Source organism: Paraburkholderia sp. GAS38, assembly GCF_050434965.1.
GTDB lineage: Bacteria > Pseudomonadota > Gammaproteobacteria > Burkholderiales > Burkholderiaceae > Paraburkholderia > Paraburkholderia phenazinium_A.
In genome coordinates, this window is the sequence record NZ_JBNDJO010000004.1 from 515,103 (window position 1) to 536,324 (window position 21,222).

The 21,222-nt window shown below is 62.8% G+C and carries 18 protein-coding genes and 1 riboswitch; of the genes, 14 read left to right on the forward strand and 4 right to left on the reverse strand.

The genetic code is table 11. The features are described from left to right. Positions 1 to 147: 147 nt before the first annotated feature. Positions 148 to 1,050, reverse strand: a complete 903-nt coding sequence (locus P3T42_RS12800) for a LysR substrate-binding domain-containing protein (RefSeq protein ID WP_429306243.1) — start codon at positions 1,048 to 1,050, stop codon at positions 148 to 150. Positions 1,051 to 1,311: 261 nt separating this feature from the next. Then, positions 1,312 to 1,425, forward strand: a riboswitch (glycine riboswitch). 41 nt (positions 1,426 to 1,466) lie between these two features. On the opposite strand from P3T42_RS12800, the gene P3T42_RS12805 reads away from it, so the two are divergent. The 3 genes from P3T42_RS12805 to P3T42_RS12815 all read left to right on the forward strand — a co-directional run bounded on the left by P3T42_RS12805 (position 1,467) and on the right by P3T42_RS12815 (position 4,616). Then, positions 1,467 to 2,699, forward strand: coding sequence for a D-amino acid dehydrogenase (locus tag P3T42_RS12805; RefSeq protein WP_074294940.1), 1,233 nt, complete (start codon positions 1,467 to 1,469; stop codon positions 2,697 to 2,699). 103 nt (positions 2,700 to 2,802) lie between these two features. Then, on the forward strand, positions 2,803 to 3,336 hold the full coding sequence (locus tag P3T42_RS12810) for a MarR family winged helix-turn-helix transcriptional regulator (protein ID WP_074294938.1): 534 nt from the start codon (positions 2,803 to 2,805) through the stop codon (positions 3,334 to 3,336). Then, positions 3,333 to 4,616 carry an MFS transporter gene (locus P3T42_RS12815; protein ID WP_429306244.1) on the forward strand — a complete coding sequence of 428 codons (1,284 nt, stop codon included), beginning with the start codon at positions 3,333 to 3,335 and terminating at the stop codon, positions 4,614 to 4,616. The genes P3T42_RS12810 and P3T42_RS12815 overlap by 4 nt, the downstream gene beginning before the upstream one ends. A 26-nt stretch (positions 4,617 to 4,642) precedes the next feature. On the opposite strand, the gene speB is transcribed toward P3T42_RS12815, so the two are convergent. The 3 genes from speB to P3T42_RS12830 all read right to left on the reverse strand — a co-directional run bounded on the left by speB (position 4,643) and on the right by P3T42_RS12830 (position 7,868). Further along, positions 4,643 to 5,605, reverse strand: coding sequence for an agmatinase (speB, locus tag P3T42_RS12820; RefSeq protein WP_074294934.1), 963 nt, complete (start codon positions 5,603 to 5,605; stop codon positions 4,643 to 4,645). A gap of 132 nt (positions 5,606 to 5,737) precedes the next feature. Beyond that, positions 5,738 to 7,225, reverse strand: coding sequence for an aldehyde dehydrogenase (locus P3T42_RS12825; protein ID WP_074294932.1), 1,488 nt, complete (start codon positions 7,223 to 7,225; stop codon positions 5,738 to 5,740). 91 nt (positions 7,226 to 7,316) lie between these two features. Further along, the gene (locus tag P3T42_RS12830; protein WP_074294930.1) at positions 7,317 to 7,868 is read right to left on the reverse strand and encodes a cupin domain-containing protein; all 552 of its coding nucleotides are present in this window, start codon (positions 7,866 to 7,868) and stop codon (positions 7,317 to 7,319) included. Positions 7,869 to 8,333: 465 nt separating this feature from the next. Between P3T42_RS12830 and P3T42_RS12835 the strand changes: the two genes are divergently transcribed. From P3T42_RS12835 to P3T42_RS12885, 11 genes are all read left to right on the forward strand, one after another. Continuing rightward, the gene (locus P3T42_RS12835; protein WP_429285803.1) at positions 8,334 to 8,555 is read left to right on the forward strand and encodes a hypothetical protein; all 222 of its coding nucleotides are present in this window, start codon (positions 8,334 to 8,336) and stop codon (positions 8,553 to 8,555) included. 299 nt (positions 8,556 to 8,854) lie between these two features. Then, positions 8,855 to 9,649 carry a gamma-glutamyl-gamma-aminobutyrate hydrolase family protein gene (locus tag P3T42_RS12840; RefSeq protein WP_074294928.1) on the forward strand — a complete coding sequence of 265 codons (795 nt, stop codon included), beginning with the start codon at positions 8,855 to 8,857 and terminating at the stop codon, positions 9,647 to 9,649. A 31-nt stretch (positions 9,650 to 9,680) separates the two neighbouring features. Beyond that, a complete protein-coding gene (locus P3T42_RS12845; protein ID WP_074294926.1) occupies positions 9,681 to 11,015 on the forward strand; it encodes a glutamine synthetase family protein in 1,335 nt (444 codons plus the stop codon). A gap of 35 nt (positions 11,016 to 11,050) precedes the next feature. Continuing rightward, positions 11,051 to 12,487 (forward strand): aspartate aminotransferase family protein, encoded by a 1,437-nt coding sequence (locus P3T42_RS12850; RefSeq protein WP_074294924.1) that lies wholly within the window; start codon positions 11,051 to 11,053, stop codon positions 12,485 to 12,487. A 76-nt stretch (positions 12,488 to 12,563) separates the two neighbouring features. Further along, on the forward strand, positions 12,564 to 13,697 hold the full coding sequence (locus P3T42_RS12855; RefSeq protein WP_074294922.1) for a polyamine ABC transporter substrate-binding protein: 1,134 nt from the start codon (positions 12,564 to 12,566) through the stop codon (positions 13,695 to 13,697). Positions 13,698 to 13,902: 205 nt separating this feature from the next. Continuing rightward, positions 13,903 to 15,069, forward strand: coding sequence for an ABC transporter ATP-binding protein (locus P3T42_RS12860; RefSeq protein WP_074294920.1), 1,167 nt, complete (start codon positions 13,903 to 13,905; stop codon positions 15,067 to 15,069). Further along, positions 15,066 to 16,037, forward strand: coding sequence for an ABC transporter permease subunit (locus P3T42_RS12865; protein ID WP_074294918.1), 972 nt, complete (start codon positions 15,066 to 15,068; stop codon positions 16,035 to 16,037). Before P3T42_RS12860 ends, P3T42_RS12865 begins: the two co-directional genes overlap by 4 nt. After that, positions 16,034 to 16,939, forward strand: coding sequence for an ABC transporter permease subunit (locus P3T42_RS12870; RefSeq protein ID WP_074294916.1), 906 nt, complete (start codon positions 16,034 to 16,036; stop codon positions 16,937 to 16,939). Before P3T42_RS12865 ends, P3T42_RS12870 begins: the two co-directional genes overlap by 4 nt. Positions 16,940 to 16,982: 43 nt before the next feature. Beyond that, on the forward strand, positions 16,983 to 18,557 hold the full coding sequence (locus P3T42_RS12875) for a DUF3138 family protein (protein ID WP_429306245.1): 1,575 nt from the start codon (positions 16,983 to 16,985) through the stop codon (positions 18,555 to 18,557). A gap of 67 nt (positions 18,558 to 18,624) precedes the next feature. Beyond that, the gene (locus P3T42_RS12880) at positions 18,625 to 19,917 is read left to right on the forward strand and encodes an NAD(P)/FAD-dependent oxidoreductase (RefSeq protein ID WP_429306246.1); all 1,293 of its coding nucleotides are present in this window, start codon (positions 18,625 to 18,627) and stop codon (positions 19,915 to 19,917) included. Next, positions 19,917 to 21,221 (forward strand): NAD(P)/FAD-dependent oxidoreductase, encoded by a 1,305-nt coding sequence (locus tag P3T42_RS12885; protein WP_429306247.1) that lies wholly within the window; start codon positions 19,917 to 19,919, stop codon positions 21,219 to 21,221. The genes P3T42_RS12880 and P3T42_RS12885 overlap by 1 nt, the downstream gene beginning before the upstream one ends. The last annotated feature ends 1 nt before the right edge of the window (position 21,222 follow it).

The window sequence follows — 21,222 nt, forward strand, 5'->3', positions numbered from 1 at the left end:
GCCGCCGCCGGCGGTAGCCATCGGTTTCTGCTATGTCTTATGTATGGGATGCATAGATGGCGACGCGGCGGGTGGGTCACACGTCATACGCCAGGCAGCCGGAGGCCGCCGCGACAAGCCGGCACTAAGGCGCAGGAATCGTGAGGTTCACAAAACAGCGGCGTGCTGTTCGCGCCTGAAATCGGCCATGAGATGTTCGACGACTGCGCGCCCGGCGGCGCGGGTTGCGCGGCCCATCGGAAAGTACGCATGCACCGGGATGTCGGCCGTCTTCCAGTCGACCAGCAGCCGGACCAGCGAGCCATCGGCCAGTTCGCGGCGGCAAGCCCATTCGCTGGTCGAAGCAATGCCGATGCCGGCAGCCGCGGCAGCGACGGCGCCCTCGTTCTCGTTGGTCGAGAAATGCGCGTCGAGGTCGAGCGCCACCTCCTCGCCTGCGCGTGCGAACTTCCAGCCCGTCGGGACCACGGACGCGGGTCCACCCACGATGCGGTGCTGCGTCAGTTGATCGGGCGTCACCGGCACACCATGGCGTTCGAGGTAATCGGGCGAGGCGACGATCACCCGCGCAATCTGCGTGATCAGCGTGGCCGTCGCGCTCGAATCCACCAGACGCCCGAGCCTGATGGCGACATCCACCGCGTCCTTGACGAGATCCTGCGGGCGGTCGCCGAGCAACATCTGCAGACGCAGCGCCGGATGACGTTGGAGAAACGGCGCGAGCCGTGGAATGACTTCGCGGATTGCGACACTGCTGGGCATGCTCATGCGCAACATGCCGCGCAACTCGCTGCCTTCGCGCACGCTCTGCTCGGCATCCTCGAGCGCCATGAGGATCGGATCCAGACGCGACAGGAACTCGGCGCCCGCGTCGGTCAACACGACCGCGCGCGTGGTACGCGTGAGCAGACGCGCGCCCAGGTCGCCTTCCAGTTCGGCGACGATGCGCGACACCTGCGATTGCGACAGCCCGAACTCACGCGCCGCAGCCGAGAAACTGCCGAGACGCGCAACGCGGGTGTAGAGCTTGAGGGCGAGGATGTCCTTCACGGTGCAGGATAGTTGGGTTGGATCAAGGCTGGCGAACCTGACCAAGGCTATACGATTGATGCACCCGGCGCAAATATGCGAACCACCCGCCCCGCTCGGACAGAAAACCGCAACCGCAAAAAAACGCTTGCCGGATTATTTGCGAACGGCTACCGTTACGCCGTTCTACACGCTGTCGCGGGAGAGACTGTCACGCAGAAATGCGGTGACGGCGCCGACGGAGCAACCGCCCCGGAAACTCTCAGGCACAAGGACCGCCCAGCGGGAACATCTGGAGAGCGGCGCTTAACGCGCCCACCGAAGGGGATTTCCGCCCGCCCGGCAACGGGATGCGCGCGGAAAGAAACTCTCAGGTACATGGACAGATGGGGCATGGAAGCCGGCAACGGCCCTGCTCACTCACTCTGGACCATGACATGTCACGCATCGCCATCATTGGCGCCGGCATTACCGGCGTCACGACCGCTTACGCCCTCGCGCAACGCGGCTTCAACGTAACCGTGTTCGAACGCCACCGCTACGCCGCGATGGAAACCTCATTCGCCAACGGCGGCCAGCTATCGGTCAGCAACGCCGAGGTGTGGAACAGCACCGCCACGGTCGTCAAAGGCCTGCGCTGGATGCTGACGCGCGACGCCCCGCTGCTGCTCAATCCGCTGCCGAGCTGGCACAAGTACTCGTGGATGGGCGAGTTCCTGCGGCAGATTCCGCATTACCGTGCCAACACCATCGAAACCGTGCGGCTGGCGATCGCCGCGCGCGAGCATCTGTTTTCGATTGCGGCGCGCGAGCAGATCGATTTCGACCTCGAAAAGCGCGGCATTCTGCACGTCTACAAGACCCGCAAGGAGTTCGATGCAGCAGCGAAGGTGAATGCGCTGCTCAACGAAGGCGGCCTCGAGCGCAACGCGGTGAACGTGGCCGACATTCGCCGCATTGAACCGACGCTCGACGGCGCCTTCCACGGCGGCTTCTTCACGCCCTCAGATTCGACCGGCGACATCCACAAGTTCACCCGCGGCCTCGCGCAAGCGTGCGAGCGTCATGGCGTCGAATTCCGCTACGACACGGAGATTGCGTCGATCACGCGCGATTCCGCCGGCGCCTTCAGCGTCGCCGCGAAGCAGGCGGGCGAGCCGTTTCAGCAGACGTTTGCGCAGATCGTCGTGTGTGCCGGCGTGAAGAGCCGCGCATTCGCGTCGATGCTCGGCGACCGGGTCAACATCTACCCGGTCAAAGGCTATTCGATCACCGTTTGCCTCGACGACGCCGCGAGCCAGCAAGGCGCGCCCTGGGTCAGCCTGCTCGACGACAGCGCGAAGATCGTCACGAGCCGTCTCGGCGCCGACCGCTTCCGCGTGGCCGGCACAGCCGAAATCAACGGCTTCAATCGCGATATCCGCGCCGAACGCATTGCTCCGCTCACCGAATGGACCCGTCGCTACTTCCCGCAGGTGAATACGTCGCGCGTCATTCCATGGGCCGGTTTGCGTCCGATGCTGCCCAGCATGTTGCCAAAGGTCGGCAAAGGCCGCCTGCCCGGCGTGTTCTATAACACCGGACACGGGCATCTTGGCTGGACGCTGTCCGCCGCGACCGCTACGGGCGTGGCCGATGTAATCGCCTCAACGAGAACGCAGCAGGCCTAAGCGGCGAATTCAGGCTGACTCGCCACCGCAAAAGTAAACTTGCGCTCCTCCCTCAATGTGTGCATAATGCATATATGCAGACCGCACACATTGAGGTATTGCCATGACGCAGCGCACAGAAAATCTGCTTGGGGTGCTCGCCCTGCTGGTGACGGACGAGATGAATGCGCAGACCACCGTGGCCGCGCTCGCCGGTCCCACGGCGCGCGCCATCCTCAATGCGGTGGGCCAGTATCCGGATTCCTCCATTGAAGTGCTGCGCGATGCGGTCGATCTGTCGCATCCGGCGGCCGTCCGCGCGGTGGCGGGTCTGGTCGAGGCCGGCCTGATCGAAAAGAAACCAGGCGCCGACAAACGCGCGGTGGCGCTCGCGCTGACCACTGCTGGCCGGCGCGAAGCGAAGCGCATGCAGACGGCGCGCGAACGCATGCTGCAGCGCGTGGTAAGCCGGCTCGACGACGACGAACGGGTCGTGTTCGAAGACCTGTTGATCAAGATTCTCTGGCATGAAACGCGCGACCCTGCGCATGCCATGCAGTTGTGTCGTCTATGCGACGACGGTCCGTGCCTCGCAGCAGGTTGCCCGGTCGAATGCCGCGAACAGGGCTTGCCGATGCCCGAACGGAGCGGCTCATGAATCCCGCGACGCCGGTGCGCTGGCGTGCGATCGGCGCGCTGACCGCCGTGTCGGCGCTGGCGCAGATCGGCCAGTTCGGGATCGGCTTTATGGTGTTGCCGGTCTGGCTGGCGCATCACGGCCTCGACGCACCGCGCGCGGGGCTGTTTTCCGCTGCCCAGTGGGCCGGCATGGTCGCGGGGCTGCTGGCGGCGCCGCATCTGGCGGAGCGAATCGGTGCAAAGGCAACCGTTACGCTGGGGCTTGCGGCGAGCATCGTCGCATTCGCAACGATAGGCTGGCTGGCGTCGCCGTGGTGGCTGATTCCCGGCATGCTGACCGGACTCGGCATCGGCCTGCGCTGGATCGCCAATGAAACCTGGTTGTACAGACTAGTGCCCGAGCGGGCCAGTGGCCGGGTGGTCGGCATTCATGAAGCGCTGATCGCAGCGGCCGGTGTAATCGGGCCGGCTCTTGCAACGTGGTGCGCCGTCGATGGCCGCATCACCTTTGGTGCGGGGGCCTTGTTCACGTTTGCCGCGGCGATTCCGCTATGGTTGACCGCTGACGAGTCGCGCCGCCCCAACGCTGCGCGCTCAAGCGGACGTCCAGCGAATCCGCTCGCTGCGCCAACAACGCCGCAGACCCGCGAGCTAGCCCTGCAACCTCACTTACCCGCACACCTCGCAACCGAACCTGCCAAGGCGAGGTCCCAAACAACGGCAATCGGCCCGCTCGTCTGTCTCGGCATGGTGGTCGTGGCATTCGGTGGTCTCGGCGACGGCGCGCTCTACGGCCTCTTTCCGCTCTTCGCCGACGGACGCGGACTCAGCGCGACACAAACCGCTACCCTGCTCACCTGCTTCGGTATCGGCGGGATGGCGTTGCAGTTTCCGGTTGGCTGGTTCGCCCAGCGCGTCAGTCTCGCCGCAGCGGTCGTCGTCTGTGCAGCAGCAAGCGCGCTCGCAGTCGTGTCGTTCGCCCTGGCCGCGCCTGCGTCGGGGCTGCTGGCGGCGAGCGCAGTCTTGCTGGGTGGAATGAATAGCGCCTTTATCACGCTAGGGATGTTCGCCGCCGCAAGCGGCGATAAAGCCGCCTTGACCCGCAACATGCGGCTGGTTTCGCTGACCTTCACGGTCAGCTCGATTGCCGGTCCGTTGCTCGCCGGCTTCGCCATGAAGGCGCTAGGCAGCGACATGCTGATGTGGCAACTCGCGCTCGCCAGCGGCGCGCTTGCCATATACACACTCGGTCTACTGGAAGGCCGGCGCCAACCCCGCGAAGCGTCCTCCGCGAGCTGACGCCGGCCGCGCTGCTTACAACAACGTCAACGCCCCGCTACCTTGCGTTGCCGCCACAGGCACAGCACGTCGCAGGCAATGTGCGCGGCGGCAATGGCGGTGATCTCGCTCTGGTCGTAGGCGGGCGCCACTTCGACGACGTCCGCGCCAATCAGGTTCACGCCGCCCAGGCCCCGCACGATGGCGAGCCCCTGTGCCGACGACAAGCCGCCGGCTACCGGCGTGCCCGTGCCCGGTGCAAAAGCCGGATCGAGACAGTCGATATCGAAGGTCAGATACGTGGGACGCTCGCCGACAATCGACATGATCCGCTCCACCGCAGCGCGCGTGCCATGCTCATGCACCCACGCCGCATCGAGGATGTTGATGCCCATGAAGTCGTCGTTCCACGTGCGGATGCCGATCTGCACCGACGTCTTCGGATCGATCAGGCCGTCCTTCACCGCCTTGTAGAACATCGAGCCGTGATTCAGGCTGTCCGGACTATCGTCGGCCCAGGTATCGCAGTGGGCGTCGAAATGGATCAGCGACAAGGGCTTGCCATACTTCTCCGCATGCGCAATCAGCAACGGATAGGTGATGTAGTGATCGCCGCCCAACGTCAGCATCTTCGCATCCGAACGCAGAATCGTGCGGGCATGCTCGACGATGGCCGGCTTGACGGTCATCGGGTTGTGCGCGTCGAACCAGCAGTCGCCGTAATCGGTCACGGCGAGATCGTCGAACGGATTGAAGCCCCACGGATAGGGATGCAACTCGGACAACTGCACGCTCGCCGCCCGCACCGCAGCGGGACCGAGGCGCGCGCCGGAGCGAAAGGTGGTAGCCAGATCGAGCGGCACGCCGGAAACGACCACGTCGGCCCCGGCCAGTTCGCGCGTGTACTTGCGCCGCATGAACGACAGCACGCCCGCGTAGGTATTTTCGATCGAGGACCCGTAGAGGGACGGACGGCGGATTGCACCGTCGCCATAGAGGAGTTCAGTCATGGGATGACCTGATAAAACATGCCGGCAACACACGCGGTTTTCCTGAGGTTGTGCGCGTATCACCCGGCTTCGGATTCATTGGGAACGCGACGGCGCCGGAACGACGCACCGCCGCGCTGGCTTGCGAATCCTTTAGCGCAGCCGCACCAGCGTAGACTTCAGCTCGGTGTACTTCTCCAGTGCGTGCAACGACTTGTCACGGCCGTTGCCCGATTGTTTGTAGCCGCCGAACGGGAAGTTCATATCGCCCCCTTCGTCGTAGCAGTTGACCCACACCGTGCCGGCCCGCAGGCTGCGCGCCATTTCATGCGCGGTGGTGAGGTTGGAGGTCCAGACCGCAGCGGCAAGACCGTATTCGCTATTGTTGGCAATCCTGATGGCTTCTTCAGCCGTATCGAACGTGATCACCGACAGCACCGGTCCGAAGATTTCTTCACGGGCGATTTTAGCATCCGCCTTGGTGTCGAAGATGGTCGGCTCGATATAGTAGCCACCGCTTTCCTGCTTCACGCGGCCGCCGCCAAGCAGCAGCTTCGATTCCGCCCGTCCCGCCTCGATATAGCTCAACACGCGGTCCAGTTGCACCTGGTCGACGATCGCCCCCATCGAGGTCTTCGGATCCAGCGGATTGCCCGGCGTATAACTGCGCGCCGCTGCGATCAGCTTGTCGAGGAACACGTCCTTGATATCGCGATGCACGAGCAGGCGCGAACCCGCCGTGCACATCTCGCCCATGTTGTAGAAGATCGCGCCCGCTGCCGCATTGGCGGCGCGGTCGAGATCGGCACAGTCGGGCATCACGATGTTCGGCGACTTGCCGCCGAGCTCGAGCCACACGCGCTTCAGATTCGATTGGCCGGCGTACTGCATGATCAGCTTGCCGACGTTGGTCGAGCCGGTGAAGGCCAGGCAATCGACGTCGGGATGCAAGGCCAGCAGTTTGCCCGGCTCGCCCGCACCCGGCACGACGTTGAACACGCCCGCCGGAATGCCGGCCTCATGCGCGAGCTGCGCAATACGAATGGCCGTCAGCGGCGATTTTTCGGAGGGCTTCAGCACGACGCTGTTGCCCGCGGCGAGAGCCGGGCCGAACTTCCACGACGCCATCAGGATCGGGAAATTCCACGGCACCACCGCGGCCACCACACCGATCGGCTCACGCGTGACGAGCCCGACCAGATGATGGTCGGCCGGGGCCACTTCGCCGCCGATCTTGTCGATCGCTTCGGCAAACCACTCGACGCAATACGCCGCGCCCGGCACATCCACCGAGGTCGTATCGCCGATCGGCTTGCCCGCATCGAGCGTCTCGAGCAGCGACAGCTCGTCGAGATGCTCGCGCAATAGACCGGCCCAACGCAGCAGGATTGCTTTGCGTTTGCGCGGATTCAGGCCGGACCAGGCACCCGAGTCGAAGGCGCGGCGCGCCGCGGCCACGGCTGCGTTCACGTCTTCGCTGGCGCTATCGGCCACCTTGACGAGCAGCTTGCCGTCAATCGGGCTCAGGCAATCGAAGGTGCGCCCGCTGGCTGCGTGGCGATATTCGCCGTCGATAAACGCGCGGCCTTCGATTGAAAGCGTTGCGGCCTTGTCTTGCCAGTAAGCGAGAGTCTTTTCCATCAGGATGCCTCAATGTTATGCGTTCGACGTTCAACGTGAGGGTTGCCCTTGCAGCCATCACGCGCGTCGCAACGACGTTGACGCGGAATGTCTAGAAGCTCGGCGGTGAATTCGCCGAGACGATTTCGCAGACGTGTTCCGCGCTGGGATTGCGAAAACGATGCGGCCGGCGGCTTTCGAAGTAGTAGCTGTCGCCGGGGTCGAGCAGCCATGTGGCGCCGTCCACGGTCAATTCGATCTGGCCGCTGACGATCACGCCGCCCTCGTGTCCTGTATGCACCAGCATTTCCGGCCCCGTGTCCGCGAGCGGCTGATAGACCTCGCGCAGGATGCCCATGTTGCGGTCTTTTACGCCCGCACCGGCGAGATAGAACTCAATCGACTCGTTGCCGAGATTCGGCATGTCGACGCGGCGCGACACCACGGAGCAGTCCGCTTCGACTTCGAACGTAAAGAACTCGGCGAGGCTCATCGGAATGGATTCGAGCAGCTTCTTCAACGAACCGACCGAGGGGCTCACGCGATTTTGTTCGATCAACGAAATGGTGCCGTTGGTGACCCCCGCCCGCTTGGCCAGCTCGCGCTGAGACAGGCCATTCTTCTTACGGATGTACTGCAAGCGGGTCGCTACTTCGATGGACATCGCTGCACTCTCAGAGTGGATGAACCGGTTTAGGAAACAGGCAGAAATCGGACACAGGTCACGCATTGGGCACACATGGGTCATGCACGACCGGCGCGAGTGTTGAATATTCTAATCACTTTATTGCCGCCGCTGCTGGGGAAAACCCTGCAAGCATTTCGAAATACTGACTGACGCAACGAGCATACCCAACCCCCGGGTTTAGGCCTATTGCCTCGGGTAAGCCCTGATAAATCTTTTATAAAAATGATTTGACGGCAATATTGGCTCGTATATGCTGGTTCACAGGCGATCGTCATGCCTACGTCACAGACGCTGAACACAGTGTTTTGCGGCGCAGCGAAGCGGGTAATCCCGATTCGCGAGGCTACCCGGCGATCATCCCGCGTCACGTTTCTTTAAACGCACGGTGCGTTTCTGGAGCGAGGCGTTCAATACTTTCAACGTCGCTAGTCGAGTGTAATCGTGAGAGTCCGAGGCCCTTTGGTTAGGTGGGAACGCAGTCAGGCGAGATGTCTTCGTCCTGAAGGCACCATCGCCGACGGCAGCAACGGCAGCCTTGCGTTTCGCCGCTTTCTGTCCGTCTTCACGATCCTGTCCCGCCGTTCTGTCCGACGCCACAATTCCGTCTCTGCGCGCGCTTTCATCGCCGTACGCACGGACGAAGTCGCTTCGCTGCTGCCGTAGCGCCTCTCTCCCGCTTACCGTTCGGTTCACCTGTTTGCCTGAGCGTGCCTTTGATGGCGTCCGCGCTTGTGCGTGCCTTGTTTCGCCTGCCGTGTGCGCATGTTCTGCGGATCGCGCCGGATAACGGGCTGAATCGAACGGTCTTCCTGATAGCAACGCGCGGCGCGGTCCGCTAACGACCCCCGCCTGGACTTCTGGTGGCTTTGCGCCCTGCGCACGGCTGCGGAATCGTGCCGCGCCTGTTTTAACGTTGTTCGTGCCGCATCCCGCGGGGAACCAACACGTCCATTCAATTAGTCATGCGAACCAGACCTCTGGTCGGCATTAGCGCCGATAGAACGATGATGGGAGTGCACCCGTCGCACACGGTGGGCGAGAAGTACATCGCTGCCGTGGTCGACGGCTCACAGGCGCTGGCGATGCTGCTGCCCGCGCTCGGCAACCGTCAGGCCGCCGCCGAGATTCTCGAGGCGGTCGACGGGTTGCTGTTTACCGGCAGCTATTCGAATGTGGAACCGCAGCATTACGGCGGCCACGCCAGTGCGCCGGGCACGCTGCACGACGCCGCACGCGATGCGACGACGCTGCCGCTGCTTGCCGCGGCCATCGACGCCGGTGTGCCGGTCCTTGCTGTCTGTCGCGGCTTTCAGGAAATGAACGTGGTGTTTGGCGGGACGCTGCATCAAAGCGTTCACGCAGTGACCGGCTTGAACGATCACCGCGAGAACAAGGAAGACGAACTGGACGTGCAATACGCACCGTCGCATTCCATCGCACTGACGCGAGGCGGCTTGTTGCAGCGCCTCGCGGCAGGGGCGAACGAAGCGCGGGTGAATTCCCTGCACGGCCAGGGCGTCGAGCGGCTGGGCAACGGCCTTGTAGCCGAAGCCACTGCGCCGGACGGATTGATCGAAGCGGTGAGCGTCAAGGATGCGCGCGCCTTCGCTCTGGGTGTGCAGTGGCACCCCGAGTGGAAGCATGCGAGCGACGCGCTGTCCACCGCGATCTTCCGGGCGTTCGGCGACGCATGCCGCGATCGAATGCGCACCAGGGCCGGCCACGGCGCGGTATCCACCGCCGCCACGCACGCCTAGGCCGGTCCGCGCAAAAACTGAGAGAACAATCATGCAAGACATCGACGAATTTCTGAAGCAACACCGCATCACCGAGATCGAAGCAATCATTCCCGACATGGCCGGGATCGCGCGCGGCAAGATCATTCCGCGCAGCAAGTTCGAATCCGGCGAATCCATGCGCCTGCCGCAAGCGGTGATGATCCAGACCGTCACGGGGGACTATCCGGAAGACGGATCCCTGACCGGCGTCACCGACCCGGACATGGTCTGCGTTCCCGATGCATCGACCATTCGCCTGATCCCGTGGGCTGTCGACCCCACCGCGCAGGTGATTCACGACTGCGTGCACTTCGACGGCACGCCCGTGGCGATTTCGCCGCGCCGGGTACTGCGTCAGGTGCTCGAACTGTACAAGGCAAAGGGCTGGAAGCCGGTGATCGCACCGGAACTCGAGTTCTACCTCGTCGACATGAACAAGGACCCGGATCTGCCGCTGCAACCGCCGATCGGCCGGACCGGGCGTCCGGAGACGGGACGTCAGGCGTACTCGATCGAAGCGGTCAACGAATTCGATCCGCTCTTCGAGGACATCTATGAGTACTGCGACATTCAGGAACTGGAAGTCGACACGCTGATTCACGAAGTCGGCGCGGCGCAGATGGAAATCAACTTCATGCACGGCGATCCGCTCAAGCTCGCGGACAGCGTGTTCCTGTTCAAGCGCACGGTGCGCGAGGCCGCGCTGCGTCACAAGATGTATGCGACGTTCATGGCCAAGCCGATGGAAAACGAACCGGGCTCGGCGATGCACATGCATCAGAGTCTCGTCGACGAGGAAAGCGGTCACAACCTGTTCACCGGCGCCGACGGCAAGCCCACCCAGCTATTCGACGGCTATATCGCAGGCCTGCAGAAGTACACCCCGGCGTTGATGCCGATTTTTGCACCGTACATCAACTCGTACCGCCGGCTCTCGCGCTTCATGGCAGCGCCGATCAACGTGGCGTGGGGCTACGACAACCGCACGGTGGGCTTCCGGATTCCGCATTCGGGCCCGGCTGCGCGCCGCATCGAAAACCGCATTCCGGGTGTCGACTGCAATCCGTACCTCGCGATTGCCGCCACACTCGCGGCCGGCTATCTCGGCATGACGCAAAATCTGCGCCCCACCGAACCGCTGATCAGCGACGGCTACGAACTGCCCTACCAACTGCCGCGCAATCTCGAAGAGGGTTTGACGCTGATGGGCGCGTGCGAACCGATCGCCGAAGTGCTCGGCGAGAAATTCGTCAAGGCCTACCTGGCATTGAAGGAAACCGAATACGAAGCGTTCTTCCGCGTGATCAGTTCGTGGGAACGCCGGCATTTGCTGCTGCACGTCTAGGACGCGCCTGAGCAAACAGAACAACTGGAGGCAACATGAGCTACAGAACAGAAGAAGTCGCGTACGTGCAACCGGCCCAGCCGGCTGCAGCCGCGCAGGTTTCGCAACAACGCAGCACGGCCGAATATCGCGCGCTCGACGCCGCGCACCACATCCATCCGTTTTCGGACATGGGTTCGCTCAACAAGGCCGGCAGCCGCGTGATCGTGAAGGCCAAGGGCGTGTACCTGTGGGACTCCGAAGGCAATCAGATCATCGACGGCATGGCGGGCCTGTGGTGCGTGAACGTCGGCTACGGCCGCAAGGAACTCGCGGACGCGGCATACCGGCAGATGCAGGAACTGCCCTTCTACAACACCTTCTTCAAGACCACGCATCCGCCGGTGATCGAACTCTCCGCGCTGCTCGCGGAACTGGCGCCGGCGCCCTTCAACCACTTCTTCTATTGCAACAGCGGTTCGGAAGGCAACGACACCGTGCTGCGCATCGTCCATCAATACTGGGCGACGCAAGGCAAGGCAGCGAAGAAAGTGGTGATCTCGCGCAAGAACGGTTACCACGGTTCGACGATTGCCGGCGGTACGCTCGGCGGCATGGGCTACATGCATGAGCAGATGCCCTCGAAGGTCGAGAACATCGTCCACATCGACCAGCCGTATTTCTTCGGCGAAGCCGAGGGCAACCTGACGCCGGAAGAATTCGGCCTCGCCCGTGCGCAGCAACTCGAAGCGAAGATTCTTGAGGTCGGTGCAGAGAACGTCGCCGCGTTTATCGGTGAGCCTTTCCAGGGAGCCGGCGGAGTGATTTTCCCGCCGTCCACCTACTGGCCTGAAATCCAGCGCATCTGCCGCAAGTACGACATCCTGCTGGTGGCCGATGAAGTAATCGGCGGTTTCGGCCGCACCGGCGAATGGTTCGCGCATCAGCACTTCGGCTTCGAACCCGATCTCATCACGCTCGCCAAGGGTCTGACGAGCGGCTACGTGCCGATGGGCGCAGTGGGTCTGCACGACCGCGTCGCCCGCGCGATTATCGAAAACGGCGACTTCAATCACGGCCTCACCTACTCCGGCCATCCGGTCGCGGCAGCCGTGGCGGTCGCCAACCTGAAGCTGCTGCGCGACGAAAAAATCATTGAGCGCGTCAAGACCGATACGGGCCCGTACTTCCAGAAGAAGCTGCGCGACACCTTTGCGAACCATCCGATCGTCGGCGATATCGCCGGTGTGGGGCTGGTGGCCGGCCTGCAACTCGCGCAGGAACCGAAAACGCGCAAGCGTTTTGCCAATGGAGGCGAGGTCGGCACGATCTGCCGCGACTTCTGCTTCAACGGCAACCTGATCATGCGCGCCACCGGCGACCGGATGCTGCTGTCGCCGCCGCTCGTGATCACGAAGCAGGAGATCGACGAGATCGTGTCGAAGGCGAAAAAGGCCATTGACGCGACCGCACAACAACTCGGAATTTCGTAACGGCAGTTCTTTTCCGGCGTGGGCGCATCACGACACGCGCTCATGCCGGGACTTCAACTTCAAGGGAAAAAAAGTCATGAGCGCTAGTCATACTGGACGTCATCTTCGTCATGCGGTCGCGGGGGCCGCGCTTCTCGCCGTCACGAGCTTTGCGGCGCTGTCGGTCACACCGGCGCTTGCGGCCGACACCGATCTGAACGTGTACAACTGGTCGGATTACATCGCCAAGGACACGATTCCGAACTTCGAGAAGCAGGATGGCATCCACGTCAAGTACGACAACTACGATAGCGACGACACGCTGCAGGCCAAGCTGCTCGCCGGCAGTTCGGGCTACGACATTGTGGTGCCGACCTCGAACTACATGGCCAAGCAGATTCAGGCCGGCGTGTACCAGAAGCTCGACAAGTCGAAGCTGCCGAACCTGGCGAATCTCGACCCGGTTCTGATGAAGATGATCACCGACGCCGATCCGGGTAACCAGTACGGCGTACCCTGGGCCTACGGGACGGACGGTATCGGCTATAACGTGGAAGCGGTGCAGAAAGCGCTCGGCGCCAATGCACCGGTGGATAGCTGGGCCCTCGTGTTCGATCCGGCCAACCTCTCCAAGCTGAAGGGTTGCGGCGTGTCGTTCCTCGACCAGGCCGTCGACGTATTCGCCTCCGTGCTGCAATACATGCACAAGGACCCGAACAGCACGAACCCGGCCGACTACCAGGCCGCCTTCGAAGTGCTGAAGAAAGTCCGTCCGTATATCACCCAGTTCAACTCGTCCGGTTACATCAACGACCTCGCCAACAACGACGTGTGCGTCGCCGTGGCATGGTCGGGCGACGTCGGCATCGCCAGCCGCCGTGCCGCTGAAGCGAAGCGCTCGTACACGGTCAAGTTCTCCAACGTCAAGGAAGGCGGCCTGCTGTGGTTCGACGTGATGGTGATCCCGAAGGATGCACCGCACCCTGAAGCCGCGCTCAAGTGGATCAACTACATCGAAGATCCGAAGGTCAACGCCGCCATCACCAACGAAGTGTTCTACCCGACCGCCAACAAGGCAGCCCGTCAGTTCGTGACGCCGGGTGTCGCTCAGGACACCACCGTCTATCCGGGTGACGAAGTGCTGAGCAAGATGACGCTGATGAAGCCGATGCCGAGCGACATCCTGCGCCTTGAAAACCGTCTTTGGGCTCAGCTCAAAACCGGCCACTGATTTTTTACTCATAGCCGATAAGCATATTTAATCGCGGAGCAGGGATCGCTCGATCCCTCTCCGCCTGAATCAGGCAATAAGGCAGTCAGCCTGCGCCTTGCAAGCGCAGTCCCATGTTTCCCGATCGCAGCAGACCTTTGTGAGCCGCCTCGCGCGCCCCACACGGGGATGCTTACGCCCGCGATCCGCAAGGAATGGTTACACCATGAACTCGACGACCTCAAATAACGCCGCCCAGGCAACACCTCAAGCGGCCAAACTCGCGGTGACGACCAAAAGCAAACCGGATGAATTCGTCCGGATTGAAAACGTCGTGAAGAAATTCGGCGACAGCGTCGCTGTCGACAATGTCAACCTGACCATCGCGAAGAACGAACTGTTCGCACTGCTCGGCAGTTCGGGCTGCGGCAAGTCCACGCTTCTGCGCATGCTCGCCGGCCTGGAGACGGCCACCTCGGGCCGCATCTTCGTCGACGGCGAGGACCTCGCCGCCATGCCGCCGTACAAGCGCCCGGTCAACATGATGTTCCAGTCGTACGCGCTGTTTCCGCACATGAGCGTCGAGGGGAACATCGCCTTCGGTCTCAAGCAGGAAGGCACGCCGAAGAACGAAATCAAGGAACGCGTCGCGGATGCGCTCCACCTCGTGCAGATGAGCAAGTTCGCGGGCCGCAAGCCACATCAGCTCTCCGGCGGCCAGCAGCAGCGCGTGGCGCTCGCCCGCTCGCTCGTCAAGCGCCCCAAGCTGCTGCTGCTCGACGAGCCGATGTCCGCGCTCGACAAGAAGATTCGCCAGAAGACGCAGCTCGAACTGGTCAACATCATCGAGAAGGTCGACGTGACCTGCGTGATGGTGACGCACGATCAGGAAGAGGCCATGACCATGGCCGGACGGCTCGCCGTGATGAGCGAAGGCCGCATCGTGCAGATCGGTACGCCCTCGCAAGTCTACGAGTTTCCGAACAGCCGCTTCTCGGCCGAGTTCATCGGCTCGACCAACATGTTCGAAGGCGTGGTGGTGGAGGACGAACCGGATCACATATTCGTCGAAAGCGAAGACCTCGAAGCACGCATGTATGTGAGCCACGGCATTACCGGGCCGCTCGGCATGCCGGTGGGCATCTCGGTGCGTCCGGAACGCGTGAAGGTCTCGCGCGACAAGCCGGGCACGCCGCATAACTGGGCCCGTGGCGTGGTCTCGGACGTCGCCTACATGGGCAGCTATTCGCTGTATCACGTGCGCCTGCCGAGCGGCAAGACGGTCGTTTCGAACCTGTCCAGCTCGCATCTGATGAGCGAAGGCGCGCCCGCCTATAACGACGACGTGTTCGTCTACTGGTCGCCCGCTAGCGGCGTAGTGGTGACGCAATGAGAACGCCCGCCCCCACCTCCCCGGCGCTGAATGCGCCGCACGCGAGCGGTGCGCTCGCCGCGCTGAAAAAACGGCTCGGCGCCCTGCTGCCGTCGGGCCGCACGACGGTGATCGGCGTGCCGTTCCTGTGGCTCACGCTGTTCTTCGCGTTGCCATTCGTGCTGGTGCTGAAGATCAGCTTCGCCGATCTGCGGCTCGGCATTCCGCCGTACACGGACCTCCTCAGCATGAAGGACGGGGTCGTGCACTTCGCGATCCAGCTCGGTCACTACGCGTTTCTGCTGCAGGACGACCTGTATATCGCGACCTACATCAGCTCGCTGAAGATGGCGGCCATTTCGACCTTCTTCTGCCTGTTGATCGGCTATCCGGTGGCGTACTACATCGCCCGCTCGGAACCGGCCAAGCGCAACCTGCTGATGATGGGCGTGATGCTGCCGTTCTGGACGTCGTTCCTGATCCGTGTGTACGCATGGATCGGCATCCTGAAGGACGACGGCCTGCTCAATCACACGCTGATGGCGATCGGCATGATCCATTCGCCGTTGCGGCTATACCACACCGATATCGGCGTCTATATCGGCATGGTTTATTCGTACCTGCCGTTCATGGTGATGCCGCTGTACGCCCACCTGGTGAAGATGGACCTGACGCTGCTCGAAGCCGCCTACGACCTCGGCGCCAAACCGTGGACCGCCTTCACGCGCATCACCTTGCCGTTGTCGAAGAACGGCATCATCGCCGGCAGCCTGCTGGTGTTCATCCCGGCGGTGGGCGAGTACGTGATTCCCGAACTGCTCGGCGGCGCCGACACGCTGATGATCGGCCGCGTCATGTGGGACGAGTTCTTCAACGATATGGACTGGCCGATGGCATCCGCCGTGACGGTCGCGATGGTTCTGCTGCTGCTCGTGCCGATGGCCGTGTTTCAGTACTACCAGGTCAAGGAACTGGAGGGCGCGAAATGATCAAGCCAAACAGGAAGCTGTCCAACACCGTCCTGACGCTCGGGTTTCTGTTCCTCTATATCCCGATCATCAGCCTTGTGGTGTATTCGTTCAACGAATCGAAGCTCGTCACCGTATGGTCCGGCTTCTCGCTGAAATGGTATGGCGCGCTGCTGCAGGACGACGAATTGCTGAGCGCCGCCTGGCTCTCGCTCAAGATCGGTCTGCTGACCGCCTGTGCGTCCGTCGTGATCGGCACGTGGGCCGGTTTCGTGCTCGCGCGCTTCGGCCGCTTTCGCGGTTTCACGCTGTTCGCCGGCATGATCAACGCGCCGCTGGTGATTCCTGAAGTGATTCAGGGCATCTCGCTGCTGCTCCTGTTCGTGGCGCTCGAACAGATGCTCGGCTGGCCGAAGGGCCGCGGCCTGCTGACGATCTGGATCGGTCACGTGATGCTGTGCGTGTCCTATGTAGCGATCATCGTGCAGTCGCGCGTCAAGGAGCTGAACAAGTCGCTTGAAGAAGCCGCACTCGATCTCGGTGCAACGCCGTTCAAGGTGTTCTTCCTGATCACCCTGCCACTGATCTCGCAGGCGTTGATGTCCGGCTGGCTGCTGTCGTTCACGCTCTCGTTCGACGACCTCGTGCTGTCCGCGTTCCTCTCCGGCCCCGGCTCCACCACGCTGCCGCTCGTCGTGTTTTCGCGCGTGCGTCTCGGACTGAATCCGGAAATGAATGCGCTCGCAACGATCTTTATCAGCGTGGTGACGGTCGGGGTGATTGCCGTCAACCGCTGGATGCAGGTCCGCGAACGCAAGCGTACCCGCGACATGCAGATGGCCTTCGCCGTGGCGGAGGCCGCCGACGCCGCACCCGTTACCCCGCAACCCGCTACCGTGCGCAAATCGCTCGGTACCGCCTGAGCCCAAGCAGTTTCTAGCAATACGACCAACAAGGAGAATGTGCATGAGAAAGAAACTCATCTGCCTGCTAGTGGCGGGGAGTCTGCCTGGTGTGGCCATGGCAGACGCCACCAGCGATGAGATCAAGGCGTTGCAGGCGCAACTGAACTCGTTGCAAAAAGAAGTGAAGCAGTTGCGGGCGGAAGTGGCGGCCAAGCCCAAAGCGGTCGCGGCGGCACCGGCGGCAGCACCGGCTGCGGCTCCTGCCGTGGCCGCGGCGCCGGTGGATATCTCGTCGCCGGATTACGGCAAGGCACAGGCCACGCTGACCAACGACCAGGTCGACTCGATGAAGCAGCAGATCGCCAATCAGCAGTTGAAGGTCGATTCGCTGGTGGATGCGCAAAACACCGGGCCGATCGCGGGTCTGTCGGTGACGGGTTATATCGACCCCACCTACATGTATAACCGCGATCTGAGCAGCTCGTCGTTCCTGTTCGCGAACCACGAAAGCAGCTACAACTACTTCAACAGCACCTTCGGCGATCTCTACCTCGACATCAAGAAGACCTTCGGTGTCGGCCCGATGGCGCCGTCGGCTGAAATCACCTTGATGCCGAACCGCGGCAACGGCATCACGCTGCTGCAGAACGAACATGGCACGATCAGCGACAACATCCTGAACACCGCGGTGGTGACCGTGCCGGTGACGGCGACGACCACCTTCGTGGCGGGCTTGATGCCCAGCTTCGGCGGCTACGAGGTGCAGCAGTCGAACCAGATGGTGACGCTCACGCACAACCTGCTGTACGACTTCTCGGATCCGGGCAGCTACGTGGGTGTCGGCGTGAACTACACGGGCGACGGCAGCAACTGGGCGTGGAAGTTCATGCTGGGCAACGAACAGTACCGCACCTATGGCTCGGTGGTGCAGACGGGCACCAACGCGTTGGGCGATCCGATCACCAGCAGCAACAAGATCCCAACGTTCACGGGCCGCGTCGACTATACGTGGTCTAGCGCGCTGGATATCGGCGGTTCGTTCAATATTGGCCGCCAGACGCTCGCCTCCGGAATCAATTCCGATGGCACGCCGGTGTATGGCGTAGGCGGTGCAGCGCCGAGCGCCTTCGGCACGTTCTTCTTCACCGAAGCGGATGCGGCTTACACGCTCGCCGACGTGCAGTACAACGCCGAGCTCGACTATGGCCAGCAGCAGAACGCCGCGTACAACGGCGGCCAGGCACAGTGGTACGGTCTGTCGCTGCTCGCGCACCGCAAGTTCACCTTGCCGACCGTGGGCCGCATGGGCGCGACCCTGCGCTACGACCTGCTGGTCGACCAGAAGAACGGCGGCGGCGGTGGTGGCATTGCGCTGAACTCGAACGGCATGGATACGGCCGACGGCTTCGGCATTGGCGCGAACTGTCTCGCCAACTCGTCGAACCACGGCTTCGAGTGCAAGGGCGCCACCCACCAGGACGTCGCGCTCGACGTGCTGTTCTACGCAACCCAGCAGATTACTGTGAAGGTGGAATACCGGCACGACTGGGCCAGCCAGAATGTGTTCCTGCGCAACGACGGCTCGTACAGCAAGTCCAACGACATCCTTGCGACGCAGTTCATCTACTCGTTCTAATCAGTCCAGCCGAAGCGCGGCGCCTCGCTGTGCGGCAACGCGTTTCGGCTTTTCATGTGTTCTGCCTATGCTCCGTTTCGCGAACCAGCCTCACGCCGCGTCGTACTACGCCGCGACGCTCAACGATACAACCCGTCACGCTCCGCTCGACGGCCCTTTGAAAGTGGATGTGTGCGTGATCGGCGCCGGCCTCACCGGCATCTCGACTGCGCTCAACCTCGCTGAACGCGGCTATTCGGTCGCGGTGCTGGAAGCGTCCAAAGTCGGCTGGGCGGCGAGCGGCCGCAACGGCGGCCAGTTGATCGGCGGCTTTGCGTGCGATATGGATACGTTCGCGAAGCACATGCCTGCAGAAGACGTCAAACGCATGTGGGCGATGGGACTCGAGACGCTGGATATCGTCAGGGAGCGCGTGGCGAAGCACCAGATCGACTGCGATCTCCAGTTCGGCTATCTGCATGCGGCAAATAAACCGCGTGATGTCGCGGCATTGCGCGAGTGGCGTGACGAGGCACAACAACGCTTCGGTTACGACCGTTTCCGTTATATCGAGCGCGAGTCGCTCGACCACTATGTGCAGTCCACCCGCTACCTGGGCGGCCTGTTCGATCCGGACAGCGGCCACCTGCATCCATTGAATTACACGCTGGGCCTCGCGCGCGCCGCGCGTGCCGCCGGCGTACAGATTTTCGAAGACAGTTGCGTGACCCGCATGCGTAGCGAAGGCAGCGGGCATGTGATCGAAACCGCGCGCGGCCAGGTTCAGGCGCAGTTCGTTGCGCTCGCATGCAATACCTGGCTCGGCGCGCTCGCGCCGGACGTGGCGCGCAAGATCATGCCGGTGGGCACCTATGTGATCGCCACCGAACCGCTCGACGCCGCCCGTGCCCAGGCATTGATGCCCGCGCAGGCGGCGATCTGCGACAGCCGCTTCGTGCTCGACTATTTCCGGGCCGCCCCCGACAATCGCGTATTGTGGGGCGGCAAGGTCAGCTACTCGACGTTTGCGCCGCGCAATCTGGGCGAAGCGATGCGCCTCGATATGCTGAAGACGTTCCCGCAACTGGCCGACGTCAAGGTCGATTATGCGTGGGGCGGCTTTGTGGATATCACGATGAATCGCGCGCCGCATTTCGGCCGTCTCTCGCCAACCGTGTATTTCGCGCAAGGCTTCTCCGGCCATGGCGTCAACACCACGGGCCTCGCCGGCAAGCTGATTGCCGAAGCGATCCACGGCCAGGCCGCGCGTTTCGACCTGTTCGGCAAGATTCGCCACCGCGATTTCCCGGGCGGCGCTACACTGCGCACCCCTGCCCTCGTGCTCGCGATGGCCTGGTATCGAATGAAGGACCTGCTTTGATGACCGACAGTCTCGACCACCGCGCGGATGCGCTGATCCGCAACTCCTATTACGAGGCGAGCGTTACGCGCCCGCTCGCCGACGATCCGATGCTCGAGGGCACGCTCGAGGCCGACGTCTGCGTGATCGGCGCGGGCTTCGCCGGCTTGTCCGTCGCGCTCGAATGCCGGGCGCGTGGTTTGTCTGTCATCGTGCTCGACGCGCATCGTCCCGGCTGGGGCGCATCGGGTCGCAATGGCGGCCAGACGCTGGTGGGTTTCGCGAAAGACGAGGTCATCGAAAAGCAACTCGGACTCGAGGGTGCGCGCGCGGCCTGGGCGATGTCGGTGGAAGGTGTCAGGCTGGTACGCGAGCGCATCGAACGGTATGGCATCCAGTGCGATTTCACGTCGGGCTATCTGACCGTCGCCACCAAACCGAAACGCGTGCCCGACCTGCGTTCGTGGATGGAGGATGCATCATCGCGCTGGGGCTATCCGAAACTCGCATGGCTCGATACGGATGAAGTCCGGGCGCGCGTCGCCTCGGAACGCTATCTGGCCGGCGTCTACGATCCGTTTTCCGGGCATCTGCATCCGCTCAAATATTGTCTCGGCCTGGCCGAGGCGGCGCGACAGGAAGGCGCGCGGCTGTTCGCGCACTCTCCGGTGCTTGAAGTCGTGCGCGGTGCGCAGCCGGTCGTGCGGACTGCTACGGGTGAAGTGCGCTGCCGCTTTGTCGCTGCCTGCGGTAACGCGACCATCGGCAACGTGCTGCCTTCCGGCGTTGCTGCGCGTATCGCGCCGATCGCTTCGTATATCGTCGCTACCGAGCCGCTTGGTGAAGCGCGTGCCTCTGCGTTGATACCGGGACGCGCTGCGGTCTGCGATAACAATTTCTTTCTCGACTACTTCCGCGTGTCCGCCGATCACCGGGTGCTGTTCGGTGGACGCGCCAGTTCGACGGGTGCGTCGCCCGCGCAGTTGTCGGAGCAGATTCGCAAGCGGATGGTTGGCGTGTTTCCGCAAGTCGCCGATGCGCGGGTCGAATTCGCGTGGGGCGGTTTTGTGGACGTCACGCGTAATCGTGCGCCGGATTTTGGCTCCATCGATCCGAATTACTTCTACGTGCAGGGGTTTTCGGGGCACGGCGTGGCGCTGACCGGGATCGCGGGGCGCGTCGTGGCGCAAGCGATTGCGGGAGAGACGGCGGCATTCGATCTGTTCGCGAAGCTGCGGCATGCGCGCTTTCCGGGTGGGCCGGCGTTACGTGGGCCGGCGCTCGAGCTCGGGATGTTGTACCACCGGATTCGGGAGTTGTTGTAGC